This window comes from Pseudomonas neuropathica (assembly GCF_051174785.1).
Classification (GTDB): Bacteria; Pseudomonadota; Gammaproteobacteria; order Pseudomonadales; family Pseudomonadaceae; genus Aquipseudomonas; species Aquipseudomonas neuropathica_A.
Map to the genome: position 1 here is coordinate 1478155 of NZ_CP195111.1, position 18679 is coordinate 1496833.

22 protein-coding genes are annotated in these 18679 nt (G+C 59.3%); 9 read left to right on the plus strand and 13 right to left on the minus strand.

What is annotated here, in order from left to right; translation table 11 throughout:
- Window positions 1-12: 12 nt before the first annotated feature.
- On the minus strand, window positions 13-1155 hold the full coding sequence (gene earP, locus ACRRSD_RS06660) for an elongation factor P maturation arginine rhamnosyltransferase EarP (protein WP_435037575.1): 1143 nt from the start codon (window positions 1153-1155) through the stop codon (window positions 13-15).
- 124 nt (window positions 1156-1279) lie between these two features.
- Between earP and ACRRSD_RS06665 the strand changes: the two genes are divergently transcribed.
- Together ACRRSD_RS06665 and ACRRSD_RS06670 are read left to right on the plus strand one after the other, a co-directional pair.
- The gene (locus tag ACRRSD_RS06665) at window positions 1280-1687 is read left to right on the plus strand and encodes a hypothetical protein (RefSeq protein WP_095120479.1); all 408 of its coding nucleotides are present in this window, start codon (window positions 1280-1282) and stop codon (window positions 1685-1687) included.
- Window positions 1688-1689: 2 nt separating this feature from the next.
- The gene (locus ACRRSD_RS06670) at window positions 1690-2172 is read left to right on the plus strand and encodes a GreA/GreB family elongation factor (protein ID WP_435037576.1); all 483 of its coding nucleotides are present in this window, start codon (window positions 1690-1692) and stop codon (window positions 2170-2172) included.
- 10 nt (window positions 2173-2182) lie between these two features.
- Here ACRRSD_RS06670 and cysB read toward each other — a convergent pair whose 3' ends face one another.
- The 5 genes from cysB to ACRRSD_RS06695 form a co-directional block, all read right to left on the minus strand.
- Complete coding sequence (cysB, locus tag ACRRSD_RS06675; RefSeq protein WP_007908591.1) at window positions 2183-3157, minus strand: HTH-type transcriptional regulator CysB; 975 nt, start codon at window positions 3155-3157, stop codon at window positions 2183-2185.
- 113 nt (window positions 3158-3270) lie between these two features.
- Window positions 3271-3774 carry a universal stress protein gene (locus tag ACRRSD_RS06680; RefSeq protein WP_435037577.1) on the minus strand — a complete coding sequence of 168 codons (504 nt, stop codon included), beginning with the start codon at window positions 3772-3774 and terminating at the stop codon, window positions 3271-3273.
- A 97-nt stretch (window positions 3775-3871) separates the two neighbouring features.
- Window positions 3872-4777, minus strand: a complete 906-nt coding sequence (locus ACRRSD_RS06685) for a 5'-nucleotidase (protein ID WP_038364294.1) — start codon at window positions 4775-4777, stop codon at window positions 3872-3874.
- Between the two features lie 22 nt (window positions 4778-4799).
- On the minus strand, window positions 4800-5768 hold the full coding sequence (locus ACRRSD_RS06690; RefSeq protein ID WP_435037578.1) for a putative 2-dehydropantoate 2-reductase: 969 nt from the start codon (window positions 5766-5768) through the stop codon (window positions 4800-4802).
- Entirely contained in the window at window positions 5768-6154 is a 387-nt protein-coding gene (locus ACRRSD_RS06695) for a thioredoxin family protein (protein ID WP_435037579.1), read from the minus strand. Before ACRRSD_RS06695 ends, ACRRSD_RS06690 begins: the two co-directional genes overlap by 1 nt.
- Here ACRRSD_RS06695 and ACRRSD_RS06700 point away from each other — a divergent pair.
- Both ACRRSD_RS06700 and ACRRSD_RS06705 read left to right on the plus strand, forming a co-directional pair.
- Window positions 6153-6596, plus strand: a complete 444-nt coding sequence (locus ACRRSD_RS06700) for a PilZ domain-containing protein (RefSeq protein ID WP_102900378.1) — start codon at window positions 6153-6155, stop codon at window positions 6594-6596. The genes ACRRSD_RS06695 and ACRRSD_RS06700 overlap by 2 nt on opposite strands.
- A 130-nt stretch (window positions 6597-6726) precedes the next feature.
- Window positions 6727-7803 (plus strand): 3-deoxy-7-phosphoheptulonate synthase, encoded by a 1077-nt coding sequence (locus ACRRSD_RS06705; protein WP_016985505.1) that lies wholly within the window; start codon window positions 6727-6729, stop codon window positions 7801-7803.
- A 60-nt stretch (window positions 7804-7863) separates the two neighbouring features.
- Here the strand turns inward: ACRRSD_RS06705 and ACRRSD_RS06710 are convergent, their stop codons facing one another.
- Window positions 7864-8145 (minus strand): GNAT family N-acetyltransferase, encoded by a 282-nt coding sequence (locus tag ACRRSD_RS06710; protein WP_003226804.1) that lies wholly within the window; start codon window positions 8143-8145, stop codon window positions 7864-7866.
- Between the two features lie 638 nt (window positions 8146-8783).
- Between ACRRSD_RS06710 and oprI the strand changes: the two genes are divergently transcribed.
- Entirely contained in the window at window positions 8784-9035 is a 252-nt protein-coding gene (gene oprI, locus ACRRSD_RS06715; RefSeq protein WP_003199355.1) for an outer membrane lipoprotei OprI, read from the plus strand.
- Between the two features lie 126 nt (window positions 9036-9161).
- Here the strand turns inward: oprI and ACRRSD_RS06720 are convergent, their stop codons facing one another.
- The 3 genes from ACRRSD_RS06720 to ACRRSD_RS06730 form a co-directional block, all read right to left on the minus strand.
- Window positions 9162-10133, minus strand: coding sequence for a L,D-transpeptidase family protein (locus ACRRSD_RS06720; RefSeq protein ID WP_435037580.1), 972 nt, complete (start codon window positions 10131-10133; stop codon window positions 9162-9164).
- A gap of 198 nt (window positions 10134-10331) precedes the next feature.
- Window positions 10332-10625 (minus strand): hypothetical protein, encoded by a 294-nt coding sequence (locus ACRRSD_RS06725; RefSeq protein ID WP_007908575.1) that lies wholly within the window; start codon window positions 10623-10625, stop codon window positions 10332-10334.
- 57 nt (window positions 10626-10682) lie between these two features.
- Window positions 10683-11288, minus strand: coding sequence for an arylesterase (locus ACRRSD_RS06730; RefSeq protein WP_435037581.1), 606 nt, complete (start codon window positions 11286-11288; stop codon window positions 10683-10685).
- Between the two features lie 10 nt (window positions 11289-11298).
- On the opposite strand from ACRRSD_RS06730, the gene ACRRSD_RS06735 reads away from it, so the two are divergent.
- Genes ACRRSD_RS06735 through greB form a run of 3 tightly spaced genes read left to right on the plus strand, consistent with a single transcriptional unit; the run spans window position 11299 to window position 15018 of the window.
- Window positions 11299-11982, plus strand: coding sequence for an ABC transporter ATP-binding protein (locus tag ACRRSD_RS06735; protein WP_007908572.1), 684 nt, complete (start codon window positions 11299-11301; stop codon window positions 11980-11982).
- Window positions 11982-14486, plus strand: coding sequence for an ABC transporter permease (locus ACRRSD_RS06740; protein ID WP_435037582.1), 2505 nt, complete (start codon window positions 11982-11984; stop codon window positions 14484-14486). Before ACRRSD_RS06735 ends, ACRRSD_RS06740 begins: the two co-directional genes overlap by 1 nt.
- 34 nt (window positions 14487-14520) lie before the next feature.
- A complete protein-coding gene (gene greB / locus ACRRSD_RS06745; protein WP_003226818.1) occupies window positions 14521-15018 on the plus strand; it encodes a transcription elongation factor GreB in 498 nt (165 codons plus the stop codon).
- A gap of 6 nt (window positions 15019-15024) precedes the next feature.
- Here the strand turns inward: greB and ACRRSD_RS06750 are convergent, their stop codons facing one another.
- The 3 genes from ACRRSD_RS06750 to ACRRSD_RS06760 all read right to left on the minus strand — a co-directional run bounded on the left by ACRRSD_RS06750 (window position 15025) and on the right by ACRRSD_RS06760 (window position 17551).
- Window positions 15025-15333 (minus strand): class I SAM-dependent methyltransferase, encoded by a 309-nt coding sequence (locus ACRRSD_RS06750; protein WP_435037583.1) that lies wholly within the window; start codon window positions 15331-15333, stop codon window positions 15025-15027.
- A gap of 249 nt (window positions 15334-15582) precedes the next feature.
- On the minus strand, window positions 15583-16017 hold the full coding sequence (locus ACRRSD_RS06755; protein ID WP_435037584.1) for a DoxX family protein: 435 nt from the start codon (window positions 16015-16017) through the stop codon (window positions 15583-15585).
- A gap of 112 nt (window positions 16018-16129) precedes the next feature.
- On the minus strand, window positions 16130-17551 hold the full coding sequence (locus tag ACRRSD_RS06760; RefSeq protein WP_435037585.1) for a transglycosylase SLT domain-containing protein: 1422 nt from the start codon (window positions 17549-17551) through the stop codon (window positions 16130-16132).
- Between the two features lie 236 nt (window positions 17552-17787).
- Here ACRRSD_RS06760 and ACRRSD_RS06765 point away from each other — a divergent pair, with 236 nt between their 5' ends.
- Window positions 17788-18594, plus strand: coding sequence for a TatD family hydrolase (locus tag ACRRSD_RS06765; protein WP_435037586.1), 807 nt, complete (start codon window positions 17788-17790; stop codon window positions 18592-18594).
- The last annotated feature ends 85 nt before the right edge of the window (window positions 18595-18679 follow it).

An 18679-nucleotide genomic window follows, 5' to 3' on the forward strand; every position in this document is an offset into this window, starting at 1 on the left:
CTAGGCCGCGTATCATATCCAATTTAGGTAAAACTGTACCAGCGCTGCGGCAAGATCGGCCTGCAAGCCTTGTTCCAGACACCATTTTTCAGCATTTTCCTGCAGTTCCGGCCAGTGTTTGCGGGTTGCCAGCCAATGTTCACCGATCGGTTGACTGGCACTCCACGCCCGCCACAGACCGTTCATCGCCTCAGCGGCGGCTGGCGACAAGCCTTTTGTGTAGAGCGCAAGGAAGGCATCGAGCTTGTCCAGATGGATGTCTTCGTCCTGCTGATAGATGTGCCAGAGCATTGGCCGCCCCGCCCATTGCGCCCGGACAAACGAATCTTCACCGCGCACCGCGTTGAAATCGCAGCACCAGAGCAAGTGATCATATTGATCCTGTCGGACGAACGGCAGCACCTGTACGGTGAGCGACTGACGCACATGAATCGCACCGACCGCCAAAGTCTCCACTCCGAGCCAGCGCGCCACATCGCCCAGAATCCGTCCCTCCGGCACCAGCAAATGAGTCGGTGCAACGTCCGCCGCCAACACGTCCAGCCAACTGGCCAATCCGGCATTCTCGTAGGCAAACAACGAAATCAGCTGTGCATCCGCTGCACGATCGACCCCCAGACCTTGCAGGAATTGGCGTTGCGCCTCGGCATCCTGCTGAAATTGCCGACGCTGCCCGAGCAATCCTCGCTCACGCAACAGCCCGCCAGTGCCCGGCTGGAATCCAGGAAAGAAGAAGAACTTCTGCACCGATTTGTATTTGACCGACGGCAACCCATGACAGCCAGTGACCCAGTCTTCAGCACTCAGATAGTCGAGGTTCATCCACAGCGGCGGCTGTTCCCGCCCGGCCATCGCGTCCATGTAATCAGTGGGTAACTGACAGGCGAACGCGGCGATCACCACATCAGCGGCGTCAGTGTGCAACCATTCGGCCGGCCACTGCCGCACTTCGACACCCTGCTGCCATTGCTGTGCTGCACCGATATCGATTTCGGGGCAAATGCGCTCGAATGCGCGCAGATCATCGACCCACAAGCGCACCGCCAAACCGTGCTCGGCCGCCAATTGCCGGGCCAGACGCCAGGTCACGCCGATGTCGCCAAAGTTGTCGACAACCGTGCAGAAAATATCCCAGCGGGGTTTCAATTCCGGCATTCAAGACTCCCGTTGGCAAAAGCAGCAATTGTCCGCATAAATGACCTCGCGCAGAAGAGCCGACGGCGATTAATCTTCGTGCGACAATCGCCACTTGCCCGCAATCACCCGCCAGGAGGCAGCCATGCCCTACCGTCCCAACCCGCGTCGCCCGCTGCCTGTTCAGCTTAGCGCGCTGCATTTGACCGGCAGTATTGCCTTGGGCATGTGGCTGGGCTTTGTCGCCATTGCGCTGACGTGCTGGCTGCTGTCGCATTTGCTGTTCAAAGAACAACTGGCACCGGTTGCCCAGGCTGTGCAGCAACTGGCTAATCCACCGGCCGTGCAGGTGCAGCCGGATATTCCGCCGCAGAGCCCGCTGTTCCAGCAGTACGAAGAAAACCTGCGCAAGAGCGAGCAGCAGGTGCGCATGGATCAGGCCCGCAGCAGCATTCGCAATCAGTCAAATCCGAAGTGCCAGTTCTGGCTGCAACAGGATCAGACCGCTCCAAGCGAAAAGAGCCGCGCCAACGTTTTGCAATTCTGCGATTGATCATGAACAAGCACGCCGTCCACCAACTGATTCTCGACAAATTGCGCATCGACCTCGACATCGCCGAACGTGCCGCGCAAACCGCTTACGAAACCGCGACTCACGAAGAGAACATCGCCGAAAACAAGTACGACACGCTGGGCCTGGAAGCGTCGTATCTGGCGGCCGGGCAAGCAAAACGGGTCGAGGAAATCCGCCAGTCACTGGCGCTGTGTCAAAACCTGACGCTGCGCGCCTACGATGAAAATCGGGGCATCGAAATCGGCGCCCTGCTCGGTCTGGAAGACGCAAAGGGTCGCGAGCAATGGCTGTTTCTCGCGCCGGATGCGGCAGGACTGAAAGTCGATGTGGTCGGTCAGCCGATTACCGTCATCACGCCGCGCTCGCCGCTGGGCAAAAGCCTGCTGGGCAGGTTCGAAGGTGATGAGGTGGAGATTCTGGTGGCGGGCACCCGGCAACAGTTCGCTGTCACCGAGGTGCTCTGAGGCAGTTTGATCAGTGAACCGGCAGTTCGACGCCGTCGAACAGCTCTTCCAGTTCCTGCTTGTTGTGGCACTGAATGGCTTTGGCCATGACTTCGCGAGTCAAGTGCGGGGCGAACTTTTCGATGAAGTCGCACATAAAGCCGCGCAAGAAGGTGCCGCGACGGAAACCGATCTTGGTGATGCTCGATTCGAACAGCTCGCTGGCATCCAGCACTACCAGGTCGTTATCAAGTTTGGTGTCGACCGCCATTTTAGCGACGATGCCCACACCCAGCCCCAGGCGCACGTAAGTCTTGATCACGTCGGCGTCAGCGGCGGTGAACACCACTTTCGGCGTCAGGCCGCGATGGCTGAAGGCTTCGTCGAGCTTGGAACGGCCGGTGAAACCGAATACGTAAGTCACGATCGGGTATTCCGCCAGGGCTTCCAGAGTCAGCTTCGGCAACTTGGTCAGCGGGTGGCCCTGCGGCACGACCACGCAACGGTTCCAGCGGTAGCACGGCATCATCACCAGATCGCCGAACAGCTCCAGCGCTTCGGTAGCGATGGCGAAATCGACGGTGCCGTCAGCGGCCATTTCGGCGATCTGCATCGGCGAACCCTGGTGCATGTGCAGCGCCACGTCCGGGTATTGCTTGATGAAATTGCTGATCACCGGCGGCAGTGCGTAACGTGCCTGGGTGTGGGTGGTGGCGATCGACAGGGTACCTTTCTTCTCGTTGGAGAATTCCTGGGCGATCTGCTTGATGCTTTCGACCTTGCGCAGAATCTCACCGGCGGTGGTGATGATGCGCTCGCCGGCCGGGGTCACGCGGGTCAGGTGCTTGCCGCTGCGGGCAAATACTTCAACGCCGAGTTCATCTTCCAACAGGCGAATTTGCTTACTGATGCCCGGTTGCGAGGTGTAGAGGCTTTGGGCCGTAGCGGAAACGTTGAGGTCGTGGTGCGCCACTTCCCAGATGTAGCGCAATTGTTGAAGCTTCATATGAATCCCTCAAAGCAGGTAGACGCCACGGGCATCAGCGACGGTATATAACTATATTAATGGTTTGAATAATAAATCTAGAACTTTTTTATCAAAGCGCCATTATTCGTGCTTCAGCGATCTCCGCGTCGCCTCCGCTCCACCAGCGGCACCATGTAAACCGGTACTTTGGCCAATTGCAGGAGCCGCGCTGCCGTGCGCCCCAACGGCGTTTCCGCGCCCACCCCGTGGCTGTGACTGCCTACGATCAGCAGATCGACAGAGAGTTTCTGCACCTGGTCGAGAATCACCTGCGACGGATCGCCCTGCAGCACGCGCACGGCGCGAATACGCTGCAGATCCTGCTCGCCTTCATCCCCGAGTTCTTCGCGAAAGCTTTCCAGCACCCGCTGCTCGATATTGGCGATGACAGTTTTCAGACCCTGGCTGTGAAATTCGTTCAATGCCTGCTCGTCGAGATAGCTCTGCAATACCGATTCGGCAAACAGCCCCATCGGCTCCACCGCATGCACCACGTACAGATCGGCATTGAACGTTCGCGCCAATGCCAAGGCATGCTGCATCACTAACGGTGCGTACAGACCGAGGTCAGTGGCATACAGCATCGAACGAATCATATGACCTCCTCGCGTGCCAACATGGCGGAGATTTGATTCAGCTTAGCAGTGCCTTGGCGACTACGACGTGTGACGCAACGTCTTGAACCAAAGGGCTTTAGACCGGCGGTTCGTTGCTGATGCCGTGCGGTACGTGGCCAGTGGCGACCACTTCGCGGGCGAGTTCGCAATGGCCAGCCTGATCGTCGAAAAACACGTCGGCGGCAAACGCTTCGAGAAACGCCGATTTGGTCAGGCCACCGAGGAACAGTGATTCGTCGAGACGGATGTCCCACTCGCGCAAGGTACGGATCACCCGTTCATGGGCCGGAGCCGAACGTGCGGTGACCAGTGCCGTACGGATCGGGCAATCGTCATCGGGAAACTCGCGCTGCAACAGATTGAGCGCCGCCAGAAAGCCTTTGAACGGCCCGCCACGCAACGGCTCGCGCGCGGCTTCGCGCTCCTTGGCCTGAAACGCTTCCAGCCCGCCGGACTGATAGACGCGCTCCGACTCATCGGAAAAGATCACCGCATCGCCGTCGAAGGCGATGCGCAATTCATCGCTGGCCGCACGGCTCGCTCCGCCGGAAAGAATCGTCGCAGCGGCGAAACCGGCATCCAGCGCCGCACGCACATCTTCGGCGTGGGTCGACAGAAACAGGTCACAACCAAAGGCTTTGAGATACGGATACGGACTGCGCCCACCGACAAACGCCGCGCGGGAAATCGCCAGACCGTAATGATGAATCGAGTTGAATACGCGCAGGCCAGTGTCAGCGCTGTTGCGCGAGACCAGAATCACCTCGACCCGTGCGCGGCCGAGGCGACTGTTGAGTGCCAAAAGTTTTTCCACCAGCGGGAAAGCATCGCCGGGCGCAAGAATTTCGTCTTCGTGCTCGATCTGATATTGCCGATAGGCTTCAACGCCGCTCGACAGATAGACCTTGTGGCTCTCGCTCAGGTCGAACAAGGCGCGCGACGAAATCGCCAGCACCAGTTTGTCATCGATGTTCTTGGCCATGCCTTCCCCCAGAGCGACCGGCTTAAACGTTGCGCCGGTCGATAAAACTCAAATTGCGATACAACGCTTCGATGCGCGGCAACTCACAACCCGCTGCTTTCGCAGCCGTCAATGGCCGAGCGTAGATCGCTTCCAGCTCCAGCGGTCGTTTATGTAAAAAATCGTGGTACATGCTCGGCCAGTAGTCGGGCATTTTCTCGGTCATCATGAACAGATACTCGGCGTATCCCGGCGGCACGTCGTGGCCGCAGGCCTTGGCGCCCTGCACCACTTCGGCCATCAACGCCTGGATCAACGCGCGGCTGTCGGCATCGGCCATCAGCGGCGTGGTGCTGGCGCCGAGCAACACCGAGAGTCCGTTGTAGGGAATATTCCACACCAGTTTCTGCCAGCGCGCCTGTTGCAGATTGGGCATTGCCTGGGAATCGATGCCGGCAGCGCGGAACAACCCGCTGCCCTCCTCGACAATCGCCATGCGCGCGCCATCATCCATGGCCGGGCCGCTGTGATAGCCAACGTTGACTGCGCCAAGTGCCTGATGGGTGACTTGCCCGGGACCTTCGCGGTGTACGCAAATCAGACACAAACCGCCCAGCAGATGCAGGGAATCGGGGAGCAATTCACGCAAGCTGTCTTCGACGTCGAGACCGTTTTGCAGCACCAGCACTTTCGCATCCGGTTTGGCCGCTTGAATGATTGAAGGCGCGAGACCGGCGTTGCTGGTGGTTTTCGCCCCCACCAAAAGCCAGTCGCACTTGGGCATGTCTTCGGCCGACGAATAGGCCTGCGCCGGATGCAACGTCAGTTGGCCATGCACCGCGCTGTTGATTTGCAAACCGCGCTCAGCCACCGCCGAAAACTCGCTGCGCAACAGAAAGTGCACATCGAAACCGGCACGCGCCAGCATCACTCCGTAGAAACCACCAATTGCGCCGGTACCGATAATCCCTGCGACCGGTTTATCAAAGCCCGGTTTATTCTCTGCCGCCATCATGGCAACTCCTCTGCAATTCGACCCAGTGCCTGCGCCAGCGCTACGTTCAACGCATCGGCGGTCAGGCGCGTGTGCAATGCCCCAAAGAACTCGCCGTCGCGCACCACAAACAGCGCCGGCAAATGAAAGACCTGATAGCGCTCGACCAACCCGCCGTTGTCGCCGGCATCGATCCAGCACAGGTGATCAATCCCCAGCACCATATCCGGCAACACCTCGCGGGCATAACGGCAACTGGCGCAGCCGACACTGGTGAAAATCACCAGGGAAACGCCGCTCATCGCCAACAGCCGTTGATCGGCGTCGAAATCGGTCAGTTCGGATTCGACCACTATACTGGGGGAAACAATGTCAAATGGCCGACACAGGGAGTCTGTGCTCATGGGACGTTTCATTCCTCATCCGGACGAGGTGCCGGTTGAATTAACCTTGCTCAAGCCTGAGTGTATTTCCAGGCAACAGCTGCACACTATCAGCCTCGGCGGCATCGCTTGCAATTACCACCGCGCCTGGCGCCATGGCACCGCCCTGCAAGTACGCATGCCGACACTCAATGCCGACATCTGTTATCCGGGCTATGTCGCGTGGTGTCTGCGCCGTAAAAGAGGCTATCTGGTGGGCATCGCGTTTACCGATGAGCAGACGCTGTTCAGCGCGCGAATGGGTGAGCAAGTGTGTCAGATCGAGCGCTACTGCCGCATGCACGAAACCCACGATGACCTGCAAGAAATTCAGGCGGTAGCCCTGCAATGGGTCGAGCAACATGCCGACGAGTTCTCCCACGACAGCGTGCGCAAGGCTTTTGCGCAGCCAGCGCTGGACTAAAGCACCTTTTGCCCATTGTCGAGCAGGCGCTTTACGCGCTAAGGTTCCGCTCCCCGACGCGCTTAAATCTGCTGTGCTCCGCCGCGCGGGGATCGCTGGCGGCCGGCACCCGTGACCTGACGAGTAAACGATGGCTGATTTACCGATCAACGACCTAAACGTCGCCTCTAACGAGACCCTGATCACTCCCGATCAGCTCAAGCGTGATATCCCTCTTAGCGATGCTGCCCTGCGCACCGTCACCAAGGGCCGCGAAGTCATTCGCAACATTCTTGATGGCACCGACCACCGTCTGTTCGTAGTGATCGGCCCGTGCTCGATCCACGATATCAAGGCTGCCCACGAATACGCCGATCGCCTCAAGGTGCTGGCGGCGGAAGTCTCCGACACACTGTATCTGGTCATGCGCGTGTATTTCGAGAAGCCACGGACCACCGTCGGCTGGAAAGGTCTGATCAACGATCCGTACCTGGACGACTCGTTCAAGATCCAGGACGGTCTGCACATCGGTCGTCAGTTGCTGCTGGATCTGGCCGAAAAAGGCCTGCCAACCGCCACCGAAGCCCTCGATCCGATCTCCCCGCAGTATCTGCAGGACCTGATCAGCTGGTCGGCGATCGGCGCGCGTACCACTGAATCGCAGACCCACCGGGAAATGGCTTCCGGCCTGTCCTCGGCCGTCGGTTTCAAAAACGGCACCGACGGCGGCCTGACTGTGGCGATCAACGCCTTGCAGTCGGTGTCCAGCCCGCACCGTTTCCTCGGCATCAACCAGGAAGGTGGCGTGTCGATCGTCACTACCAAAGGCAACGCCTACGGTCACGTGGTGCTGCGCGGCGGTAACGGCAAGCCGAACTACGATTCGGTCAGCGTTGCCCTGTGCGAGCAGGCGCTGGACAAAGCGAAGATCAAGCCGAACATCATGGTCGACTGCAGCCACGCCAACTCCAACAAGGACCCGGCCCTGCAACCGCTGGTGATGGAGAACGTCGCCAACCAGATCCTCGAAGGCAACCAGTCGATCATCGGCCTGATGGTCGAAAGTCACCTGAACTGGGGCTGCCAGGCGATTCCAAAGGACCTCGCCGACCTGCAATACGGCGTGTCGATCACCGATGCCTGCATCGATTGGTCCGCCACCGAGAACACCCTGCGCAGTATGCACGCCAAGCTCAAGGACGTGTTGCCGAAACGCCAGCGCAGCTGATACGCGTTTTAGAGGCATAAAAAAACGCCGGGCATTGCCCGGCGTTTTTGTGTGTGCGATTCAGATCTTGGCGGCGCGACGCTGATGACGCTCCATGTAGCGCTCGACGTAAGAGCACGACGGAATCACCGTGTAACCCATTTCTTCGGCGTACTGCAGCGCGCTCTCGGTCAGCGCTGCGGCAATGCCACGGCCACGCAGGGCGTTGGGCACAAACGTGCGATAGATATCCAGGGTCTGTTTCCCCAGATCCATATAAGTCAGGTAGGCACGATGACCGTCCACATTGGTCTCGAACTGATGACCAGCCTGGTCATGGTGGATGGACAACGCCTCGCTCATCACTACTCCTCGCGGGTCTTGAATTCTGACCCCTACCTTACCGATGTTTTTCCGGCGAAGGAACATCTACGCCACCCCGTGCCTGATGGGCACCGAGAAGAGCCACACCGATCTCGCGCAACCTGGCACCTGATAAATAGTAGGCACCATTGGCAAAAATGCTCAAGGTACGCTCGTCATCAAGCGAGTCGGCGGGGGTTGCTCCGATGGACGCAGGGTGAGCCTGGGAGAAGATCTTCCCGGGCCGATCACCTGAACATTGCCGGATGTTGAGACTTAAGACGTGCAGCCTTTTTTAAAGTCACCTCAACATGCACAAAGATAAGCGAAGCAGCACGCAAATTCGGAACAAAAGTGTGGACGTATTCATCTAGAAAGACTTTAGCCAAGACTGCAAAAACAGCACGCGGCATCGGGAACTTTTTCTCATTAACTCGCTCAGCTCGGGGCTTGCAGCTGGGTGTTTTTTAAACAACGCAGTTAAAAGTTGCTCGAAAAAGAATCAACGCCTACAATTTTTTTTGCTTCTTGCCTTACGTCAGTTTACTTACTACAAGTAATGGGTAGTATGTACGCCGGCTATTTCCTCAATCGTGAGGAGACAGCCACTTAATTGAAAGTCCTTGAAGGGGAACACGATGAACAACGTTCTGAAATTCTCTGCTCTGGCTCTGGCCGCAGTTCTGGCTACCGGTTGCAGCAGCGCATCGAAAGAAACCGAAGCACGTCTGACCGCTACTGAAGACGCAGCTGCTCGCTCCCAGGCTCGTGCAGACGAAGCTTACCGTAAAGCTGATGAAGCTCTGGCTGCTGCTCAAAAAGCACAACAGACTGCTGACGAAGCTAACGAGCGTGCTCTGCGCATGCTGGACAAAGCTAGCCGCAAGTAATAATCCTTCGGGATTGTTATCGAGCCGACCCGATTTTTCGGGTCGGCTTTTTTATTGCCCGCGGTTTTGTTCAGGCAATAAAAAACCCGCCGACGCTGCACGCATCGACGGGTTCCGGACTTCGACTTACTGCTGCAGGTCGATCGGTGTATTGGCAACAATCGGTGCCGAAGTACTCGGTGTGCCGATTTCCGTTGGCAGGCCATCTTCAGCCGCGACCACATCCCGCACCACATCCCAGTTCACGCGCAGGTTGCTGGTCACGTCTTCACGCTTGAGCATCGCGTTGATCACTGCTGTGTGCTTGTCGACCACCGACGGGTTGCCCTTGTCGTCGATCGGCGTGTGCGCTTCCAGATAAACCTTGCCGCCACTGCTGCCGAACTTGTAGGCATCGTTGAGGATGCGTACCGACGTACCGACCGGGACCATGCCGGCCATTTCCAGCACGTTATTGTTGAACATGCGGAAGCAGCCGTGACTGGTGCGCATGCCAATACCGAATTTCTTGTTCGAACCGTGAATCAGGTAACCCGGCGTTCCCAACGTGAACTTGAACGGGCCCAATGGGTTGTCCGGGCCGGCCGGCACTACGTTTGGCAGCGGATCGCCATCGGCAGCGTGTTCAGCCTTGATCGACGCCGGAGGCGTCCAGGTCGGGTTGGGCGTCTTGGCGGTGATCGAGGTGTGCGCGATCGGCGACCCCCAACCCTCACGACCGATACCCAGCGGGAACGTGTACACCACGTTGCGGCCTTTCGGGAAATAGTAGAGGCGGTATTCGGCAAGGTTGATGACGATGCCTTCACGCGGGCCCGGCGGCAGAATGAAACGGGTCGGCAAGACGATTTCGGTGCCGGCGCCCGGCAACCAGGCATCGACGCCCGGGTTGGCCGCGACCATTTCCGAGTAACCCAGATCGTACTTCGTACCCAGATCGGCGAAGGTGTCTTCGTACTTGGCTTTGATCACCTGCACCTGACCGATGATGTCTTCACCGGGTGGTGGCAGGGGAAACTCCAATGCAGCAACGGGACCCGCCACACACAGGGCGGCAAGTGACAGGCAGCGGGTGACGGCAGGAAAGCGCGGCAACATCCGGAAAATCCTTCGCATGATCAACAAGGGTATAAGGGCGCGATTGTACACCGCACTTTGAATATTCGGGGAGATCACCCCATTGCAGGCGACAAGGTGTTCTTGGTGGGAGCGAGCTTGCTCGCGAAAGCGGTGGGTCAGTCGCCAAAAATGTTAACTGACATGGCTTCTTCGCGAGCAAGCTCGGCTCCCACAGAATCAGAGCTCGAACCGCAATTCCGGCCAGATCGGCGAGGTGCCGCGCTTCTGCGACTCAAGAATCGCCCGGCACAGCGAACACAGACGCTGATCCTGAAACACCCGGCGATCCACGCTCGACCAGCGCGGTTGCGCCGGCAGCAGACTGCCGCACAGGGTGCGATCGGCCGAGCCACCGAGTTCGAGTTGACGGGTCACCAGATGCACCCGCACTTCCTGGCAGGCGAACAGATCCAGCTGCTCGTCAGGCTCGATCAGTTGGTAGGCAAACAGGGACCAGGCAGAACGCGACATCGGGGGCTCCAAATAAGGGGGCGCCACATTAGCCGAAAGCCTGCCCTTAGAAAAGCCTCATAACAGCGGTTTTAGCGTCGGCCAGACATTTTCCAGCAACTTGCCCTGAGCCCCGACTGCCGGGTGCAGACCATCGGCCTGCATCAGGTCCGGATGACCGCCCACGCCGTCGAGGAAAAACGGTACCAGCGGGATGTTTTTATCGTCGGCGAGTTTGCCGTAGACCTCGGCGAAGGCATCGGTGTAACGCTTGCCATAATTGGGCGGCAGTTGCATGCCGAGCAGCAGCACCTTGGCCCCACTCTGACGAGAGCTGTCGATCATCGAGGCAAGATTTTGTTGCAATTGATTTGGCGGCATTCCGCGCAAGCCATCGTTGCCACCCAGTTCGAGGATCACCAGTTCCGGCTTATGCTCTGCAAGCAGCGCCGGCAGCCGTGCCTGGCCTCCGGCACTGGTATCGCCGCTGATGGAGGCATTGACCACTTTGTCGTCGAAACCCTCCTGTTTGAGCCGTTGTTCGAGCAACGACACCCACCCCAAGCGGGTATCCAGTCCGAAACCGGCGCTGATACTATCGCCAACGATCAGGACAGTACCCGCCGCTGCGTTCTGGGCCATGCACATCAAGGCCAGGCCAGCACTCAAAAACCACACACGCATCGGATTCTCCATGGGCGCAAGCATTCTCACCGCGAAGAACCTCAGCAAAGTGGTTCCCAGCGCGGAAGGTGAACTGACTATCCTGCACGAACTCAGCCTGGAACTGAACAAGGGCGACAGCCTGGCCATCGTCGGCGCGTCCGGTTCGGGCAAATCCACCCTCCTCGGTTTGCTCGCCGGCCTCGATCTGCCGAGCAGTGGCGAAGTCATTCTGGCCGGCCAGGGCCTGAGCAATCTCGACGAAGACCAGCGCGCACGCATTCGTGCCGAACATGTCGGTTTCGTCTTCCAGTCCTTTCAGTTGCTCGACAGTCTCAACGCACTGGAAAACGTCATGTTGCCACTGGAACTCGATGGCCGCAAAGACGCCCGTGAACGGGCGACGGAGTTGCTCCAGCGCGTCGGCCTCGGCCAGCGTCTGACGCACTCGCCGCGCCAGCTCTCCGGTGGCGAACAACAACGTGTAGCGATTGCCCGAGCCTTTGCCGCCGAGCCCGATGTGCTGTTTGCCGACGAACCGACCGGCAACCTCGACAGCCACACCGGCGAGCGCATCAGCGATCTGCTTTTCGAATTGAACAAGGAACGCGGCACCACCCTGGTGCTGGTGACCCACGACGAACGCCTGGCCCATCGCTGCCGGCGCCTGATCCGTCTTGAAGCCGGGCTGTTGGTCGCCCCTCTGGAGCCTTGATGGCACGTTTGCCGCTGTTGCGTCTGTTCAGTCTCGCCATACGCCAACTCATGCGCGATGCCCGCGCCGGTGAATTGCGCGTATTGTTTTTCGCGTTGGTCGTGGCGGTGGCGGCGAGTACTGCCATCGGTTACTTCGGCGCCCGCCTGAATGGCGCAATGATGCTGCGCGCCACCGAATTTCTCGGTGCAGACCTGGTGCTGGAAGGCAGTTCTCCGGCCCGTGAAGAACAGATCAGAAGCGGCACCGAGCTGCTTCTGAAGCATGCGCAAGTGGTGGAGTTTTCCAGCGTCATTGCCACCGACAACGGCATCCAGCTGTCGAGCATCAAAGCCGTCGACCGCGCCTATCCGCTACGCGGCGAACTGAAGAGCGCGCCAGCCCCGTTCGCCACCGAAGAATCCGGTGGCGAACCGCAACCCGGTGAAGCTTGGGTCGAGGCACGCCTGCTGACCGCACTGGATCTGAAGATCGGCGACAGCATCGATGTCGGCATGAAGACATTGAAAATGACCCGCGTGCTGACCTACGAACCGGATCGTGCCGGCAACTTCTACAGCCTCACGCCCCGGGTGATGATCAACCTCGATGACCTCGCCGCCACCGGTGTCGTGCAACCCGGCAGCCGCGTAAGTTACCGCGAACTGTGGCGCGGTGAACCGCAGGCGCTGGAAACGTATCGGCAACTGATCAAACCCGGGCTCGCCGCGAATCAGCGGATCCAGGATGCCCGCGATGGCAACCGGCAGATTGGCGGTGCACTGGGCAAGGCCGAGCGCTATCTGAACATGGCCAGTCTGGTCGCCGTGCTGTTGGCCGGGGTCGCGGTGGCGTTGTCGGCCAACCGTTTTGCCAGTCGACGTTTCGATGCCAGTGCCTTGCTGCGCTGCCTTGGATTGTCGCGCCGGGAAACCATGGTGCTGTTCAGTTTGCAGCTGACCGTGCTTGGTTTGCTCGCCGCTCTTGGCGGTGCCCTGCTCGGCTGGTTGGCGCAACTGGGCCTGTTCGCGCTGCTGCATGATTTGTTGCCAACCGACGTCCCGCCGGGCGGTCTGTTTCCAGCTATCGCCGGGATCGGCACCGGGCTGGTCGCATTGGCCGGTTTCGCCTTGCCGCCACTGGCTGCGCTGGGCCGCGTGCCGCCGCTGCGTGTGCTGCGCCGCGACATGCTGCCGATTCCGTCGAGTACCTGGATGGTTTACGGCGCAGCCTTGGGTGCGCTCGGCCTGATCATGTGGCGCCTGAGCCTCGATCTGCTGCTGACGTTCGCCTTGCTGGGCGGTGGCGTAGTTGCCGCGTTGGTGTTGGGCGGTCTGCTGTTGTTGCTGCTGCAAAGCCTGCGGCGGATGCTCGCCCGTGCTTCGCTGCCGTGGCGCCTGGGCTTGGGCCAGTTGTTGCGCCACCCCTTGGCTGCGGCCGGTCAGTCGCTGGCATTCGGTCTGATTCTGCTGTCGATGGCCTTGATCGCCCTGCTGCGCGGCGAACTGCTCGACACCTGGCAAAACCAGTTGCCGAAAAATGCGCCGAACTACTTTGCTCTGAACATCCTGCCAGCAGACAAACAGGCGTTCACCGATCATCTGATCAAAGTGTCCGCGCAAGCCGCGCCACTGTATCCGGTAGTGCCCGGCCGACTGATCAGCATCAACGGCGAAGCCGTGCAGCAAATCGTCAGCAAGGATTCGGCGGGCGACCGCGCCGTGCAACGCGACTTGAGTCTGACCTGGGCCGCTGATTTACCGGCGGGCAACAAGCTCACCGCCGGCGAGTGGTGGAAAGATCAGCCCACCGACGACGTTCCCGGTGTCTCGGTGGAAGGCAAAGTCGCCGAAAGCCTCAAGCTCAAACTCGGCGATCACATGGTGTTCAGTGTCGGCGGGGTCAATCGCGAGGCGAAGGTCACCAGCCTGCGCGAAATCAACTGGGACAACTTCCAGCCGAACTTCTTCATGATCTTCCAGCCCGGCACGTTGAAGGATCTGCCCGCGACCTACTTGACCAGTTTCTATCTGGCTCCGGGTCATGATCAGCAGATCGTCGAACTGTCGCGAACCTTCCCCGCTGTGACCATTCTTCAGGTCGAAGCGCTGCTCGAACAGCTGCGCAGCATCCTCGCCCAAGTCACCCTGGCCGTGGAATATGTGTTGTTGTTTGTTTTGGCAGCGGGCATGGCCGTGCTGTTTTCCGGCTTGCAGGCGACGCTCGATGAACGCATTCGCCAAGGCGCGCTGTTGCGAGCACTGGGTGCGGAGCGGCAGTTGCTGATCAAGGCGCGGCGCATCGAGTTCGGTTTACTCGGCGCGGTCAGCGGCTTACTCGCGGCGATCGGTTCGGAAGTGGTGAGTCTGGTGCTGTATCGCTACGCGTTCGATCTGCCATGGCATCCTCATCCGTGGTTGTTGGTGCTGCCGCTTATTGGCGCGGCGCTGATTGGTGGTGCCGGCGTTTTCGGTACGCGCCGGGCACTCAACGCAAGTCCACTGACAGTGTTGCGTGAGGGTTGATAAACTCAAGCGGTCTTAATCACAAGAAGTTGCCATGAGCCGTTATCGCCCTCCCCGCACCGCCGGCACCGCGCTGATCACCCCCGAAGGTGAAGCGCGGATGCGCGCCGAATTCCATGAGTTGTGGCATGTGCGTCGCCCGCAAGTCACGCAATCGGTCAGCGAGGCGGCGGCTCAGGGCGATCGCTCGGAGAACGCCGAATACACCTACGGCAAGAAGATGCTGCGCGAGATCGACAGTCGCGTGCGCTTTCTCACCAAACGCCTGGAAGCATTGAAAGTCGTCAGTGAAAAACCCAGTGACCCGAACAAGGTCTACTTCGGCGCATGGGTGACCATCGAAGACGAAGATGGCAAACAATCGCGCTACCGCATCGTCGGCCCCGATGAACTGGACCTGAAACTGGGTCTGATCAGCATCGACTCGCCACTCGCTCGCGCCTTGATCGGCAAGGCGCTGGATGCAGAAGTCAGGGTGCAGACACCGACGGGTGAGCAGTTCGTTTACATCGTCGCCATCGACTATCCGTAAAGCGTATCAGCGGCGAGTGATCAAACCCTGGCGTGCAACGCGAGTCAGTTGCTTGATCATCTCAGGCGCATCTTCCGCACTTGGCGCCTGAATCACCGCCAGATCAAAACTGTCAGTGGCAAAACGCGCCAGCGACTCGCCGTCTTCGACAAACTGGATCAGGAACGCGGCAGGACCGCCGCTGCGACGTGGCCAGCCATCGAGATAACGCAACAGCGTCGGCTGATGTTTGCCGCCAAGAAGAATTTTCGGGTTGCGCTGGGTGATATGAGCCGTGATCGGCGCGGGACGTGCTGGAGGGCGTAGTGCATTCATCGTGTCGTGTCTCTGCCTCAAAAGTCTGCATGGCAGGTGAGAGGCAACACCGAACCAGCGCTTTAGCGGTATTTCGAAGCCCTGTTCCGGCTTCTGACGGCGACTGTTGAAAGTCACCTGGCGCCCCGCAAGTAGCTGTTTAAATCGGCGCATGGGCAACATCCTAGAGAACGTGACCGATCAGTGTCAAGAATCAGCCACAACAAAAAAGGCCCGCACAATGCGGGCCTTTTCCTTGAGCCAGAGCGCTTAACCGGCGATGGCGCGGTCCACCGAGAGCTTGCCGGCACCTTCGATCATGACGGCAAGGCTGCCACCGAGCAGAGCCAGTGCGAACTCGTAACCGTTGTTGGCCATAAACAGACCGTTACTGATGTGTACGGTGAAGATTGCCACCAGCGACAGGAAGGTCAGACCGAGTGCTGCCGGGCGCACCAGCAGGCCGATGATCAAGGCCAGGCCAGCGAAGAATTCAGTACCGCCAGCCAGCATGGCCATCAGGTAGCCCGGGTGCAGGCCAATGCTGTCCATGTATTGCGCGGTGCCCGCCAGACCGTAACCACCGAACAGACCGAAGAGTTTTTGCGCACCGTGGGCCGCGAAGATCACGCCGACAGCGATGCGCAGGATGGTCAGACCGTAGCCAGCGCGGGTGAACAGTACTTTGTTGATCAGAGAGCTCATGGGGCATTCCTTGTTTTTGCGAGAAGTTGTGTGTGTTGGTTGGCCGCTATATTAATCAGTTAATTTCATGTTAAAAGCGCAAATATTCCGCCATTACCATCAAATTATTAGATCATTTCCGTGAGACGACTTTTTGCGCCCCGGGCTCCAACGACTCGCGCTCCCGGTCGAACGCCAAGTAATACTTGTTCACGCTATTAACATAGCTGACCGGCCCCATTCCTACCTGCTCCATAGCGATGCGCTCGACCTGAAAGAACCATTGGTTGGGATTCAAGCCGCGGCGCCGGGCCTCGGCGCGCATGCCCTGCACGCGTTCGGGGCCGATGTTGTACGCCGCCAGCGTAAAGGCCATGCGTTCGCGCTCATTGAGTTTGGGGCTGTTGAAGAACTTGCGGCGGATCATCGCCAGATATTTGGCCCCGGCCTGCACATTCGCATCGAGATTTTGAATGTTGTTCACGCCGACTCGCTGAGCGGCGGAAGGCGTGATCTGCATCAGCCCGGTCGGGCCACTGCCGCTGCGGGCATTGGGTTGCAGGCGTGATTCCTTGAACGCCAGTGCGGCCAGATTGAGCCAGTCCATGTTCTGCGCCTGGGCGTGCTTTTGCAGGGTCGGGCGCAGTTTTTCCAGACGTTGGCGATCAGCCTTGGCCAATGGATAGTGGACTTGATAAAGACGCCGATAGATGCGCAGAAACGCGACATCTTCGTTGGACGGCTTCTTGTAACCGCCGAGAAAGCGGTCAATGCTCGCGCGCAACATCGCAGCATCGCGGCGTACGAACCAATATTCCTCGCCCGGCTCGCTGATCATCAGTTGCCGGTCGAAGCGCAACTTGGGCAGGATCTTGCCCCAGCGCTCGGCGATGGGTTGCTCGACGATGGTCAGATGAAATATCCCGCCCTGCACCATCTCCAGCACATCTTCTACCGCCAGGGTCGGATCGACCCATTCGATCTTGATCGGCGCCAGTTTGTGCAACGCCAGTTTCTGATTGAGCTGACTGACCGCCTCCCCCGCCGCACTGCCGGTAGGCAACGCCAGGGTTTTGCCGGAAAGCTGCTCGACCTTGGTGTAGCGCCGCTCGCCCTTGATCCCGACCAACACCAGCGGCACGTTGCTGGCGATCGGTTCGCTGCTGGCCACCGCGTAGCCCGGTTGCAGATCGAGCAATTCGCCCGGCGCGACCAGATCACCTTCGCCACGCTGCAAGGCGCCGAGCAGTTGATCCTTGGCTTTGGGAATGATCTTGAGGGTGACCTCCTGACCATCGCGGGCGTGGCCATTGAGGTATTGCTCGAAGGCACGCAGGCGATGGTATTCGACGCCGATGGCCTGACCCTGAACTTCACCGGAGCTGTTGCGGCTCTGATTGACCAGCACGCGCAACACGCGGCTGCTGCGAATCTCGGACAAGTCACGCACCTTGGCGGCCGGCACGGCTTGCAGTGGCCCGGGCAGGCGCGCGACCGCCGTCATCGGCAGTAGCAACGATCCACACAACAGCAGCAAAACCGAGGGACGAACCATCCACTCTCCGGAAAGAATACGGGGCGATTTCATCTTGAAAAAGACGAAATTACCGACGAAAACAGAGCGCCATGAGCGCTGGCAACGTGCGAGAGACTGGCACAGTAATGGCACTGCTACCAAAACGGTCTGCGTCGCGGCATCAACAGACAGCTATAACTCGTTGTAGTTCTTGGCTTTTCTTATGAATCTACAGCTCTGGTATGCTTTCCGGCCTTCGGCCCGAGGTATCAACCATGCAACTCATCGATATCGGCGTCAACCTGACCAACCCCAGTTTCGCCGACAAACACCAGGCCGTGCTCGAGCGCGCCTATGCCGCCGGGGTCTGCCAACTGGTGCTGACCGGCACCAGCGTCGAGGGCAGCGAGCAAGCTCTGGAGCTGTGCCAGCAACTCGATGAAGGTGGCCAGCGACTGTTCGCCACCGCCGGTATTCACCCGCATTCGGCCAGTGACTGGAACGCTGATAGCGCGCGCCGTTTGCGCAGTCTGTTGCACGAAAAAAACGTAGTCGCCGTGGGTGAATGCGGGCTGGATTTCAACCGTGATTTCTCGCCACGCCCACAGCAGGAAAAAGTCCTCGAAGAACACCTGGCCATGGCCGTCGAGCTACAACTGCCGGTGTTCCTGCACGAGCGCGATGCCAGCCAGCGTTTGCTGGAGATATTGAAAGACTTCCGCGATCGACTGCCGGCCACTGTGGTGCACTGCTTCACCGGCGAGCAAAAAGCTCTGTTCAGCTACCTCGATCTGGATCTGCACATCGGTATCACCGGCTGGATCTGCGACGAGCGCCGTGGCACTCATTTGCATCCGCTGGTGAAAGAGATCAAGCGTGGGCGCTTGATGCTGGAAAGCGACGCGCCGTATCTGCTGCCGCGCACCCTGCGACCAAAACCGAAAAACGGCCGCAATGAGCCGGCGTATCTGACCGAAGTCCTGCGCGAAGTGGCGTTGCATCGCGGTGAAACCGAGGAAGATCTGGCGGCGCATACCACCGCGTGTGCCCGCGCGTTCTACAACCTCCCCGCCCTCTCCTGACACCCCAGAATTTCCTTGTGGGAGCGAGCCTGCTCGCGAAAGCGGTGGTTCAGATGGCAATGATGTTGGCTGACACGCCCTCTTC

What these genes read in the sequence shown, in the direction of transcription:
- earP (WP_435037575.1), bottom strand. Translation starts at nt 1,155, where the DNA reads ATGCCGGAATTGAAACCCCGCTGGGATATTTTCTGCACGGTTGTCGAC.
- ACRRSD_RS06665 (WP_095120479.1), top strand. Translation starts at nt 1,280, where the DNA reads ATGCCCTACCGTCCCAACCCGCGTCGCCCGCTGCCTGTTCAGCTTAGC.
- ACRRSD_RS06670 (WP_435037576.1), top strand. Translation starts at nt 1,690, where the DNA reads ATGAACAAGCACGCCGTCCACCAACTGATTCTCGACAAATTGCGCATC.
- cysB (WP_007908591.1), bottom strand. Translation starts at nt 3,157, where the DNA reads ATGAAGCTTCAACAATTGCGCTACATCTGGGAAGTGGCGCACCACGAC.
- ACRRSD_RS06680 (WP_435037577.1), bottom strand. Translation starts at nt 3,774, where the DNA reads ATGATTCGTTCGATGCTGTATGCCACTGACCTCGGTCTGTACGCACCG.
- ACRRSD_RS06685 (WP_038364294.1), bottom strand. Translation starts at nt 4,777, where the DNA reads ATGGCCAAGAACATCGATGACAAACTGGTGCTGGCGATTTCGTCGCGC.
- ACRRSD_RS06690 (WP_435037578.1), bottom strand. Translation starts at nt 5,768, where the DNA reads ATGGCGGCAGAGAATAAACCGGGCTTTGATAAACCGGTCGCAGGGATT.
- ACRRSD_RS06700 (WP_102900378.1), top strand. Translation starts at nt 6,153, where the DNA reads ATGGGACGTTTCATTCCTCATCCGGACGAGGTGCCGGTTGAATTAACC.
- ACRRSD_RS06695 (WP_435037579.1), bottom strand. Translation starts at nt 6,154, where the DNA reads ATGAGCACAGACTCCCTGTGTCGGCCATTTGACATTGTTTCCCCCAGT.
- ACRRSD_RS06705 (WP_016985505.1), top strand. Translation starts at nt 6,727, where the DNA reads ATGGCTGATTTACCGATCAACGACCTAAACGTCGCCTCTAACGAGACC.
- ACRRSD_RS06710 (WP_003226804.1), bottom strand. Translation starts at nt 8,145, where the DNA reads ATGAGCGAGGCGTTGTCCATCCACCATGACCAGGCTGGTCATCAGTTC.
- oprI (WP_003199355.1), top strand. Translation starts at nt 8,784, where the DNA reads ATGAACAACGTTCTGAAATTCTCTGCTCTGGCTCTGGCCGCAGTTCTG.
- ACRRSD_RS06720 (WP_435037580.1), bottom strand. Translation starts at nt 10,133, where the DNA reads ATGTTGCCGCGCTTTCCTGCCGTCACCCGCTGCCTGTCACTTGCCGCC.
- ACRRSD_RS06725 (WP_007908575.1), bottom strand. Translation starts at nt 10,625, where the DNA reads ATGTCGCGTTCTGCCTGGTCCCTGTTTGCCTACCAACTGATCGAGCCT.
- ACRRSD_RS06730 (WP_435037581.1), bottom strand. Translation starts at nt 11,288, where the DNA reads ATGCGTGTGTGGTTTTTGAGTGCTGGCCTGGCCTTGATGTGCATGGCC.
- ACRRSD_RS06735 (WP_007908572.1), top strand. Translation starts at nt 11,299, where the DNA reads ATGGGCGCAAGCATTCTCACCGCGAAGAACCTCAGCAAAGTGGTTCCC.
- ACRRSD_RS06740 (WP_435037582.1), top strand. Translation starts at nt 11,982, where the DNA reads ATGGCACGTTTGCCGCTGTTGCGTCTGTTCAGTCTCGCCATACGCCAA.
- greB (WP_003226818.1), top strand. Translation starts at nt 14,521, where the DNA reads ATGAGCCGTTATCGCCCTCCCCGCACCGCCGGCACCGCGCTGATCACC.
- ACRRSD_RS06750 (WP_435037583.1), bottom strand. Translation starts at nt 15,333, where the DNA reads ATGAATGCACTACGCCCTCCAGCACGTCCCGCGCCGATCACGGCTCAT.
- ACRRSD_RS06755 (WP_435037584.1), bottom strand. Translation starts at nt 16,017, where the DNA reads ATGAGCTCTCTGATCAACAAAGTACTGTTCACCCGCGCTGGCTACGGT.
- ACRRSD_RS06760 (WP_435037585.1), bottom strand. Translation starts at nt 17,551, where the DNA reads ATGGTTCGTCCCTCGGTTTTGCTGCTGTTGTGTGGATCGTTGCTACTG.
- ACRRSD_RS06765 (WP_435037586.1), top strand. Translation starts at nt 17,788, where the DNA reads ATGCAACTCATCGATATCGGCGTCAACCTGACCAACCCCAGTTTCGCC.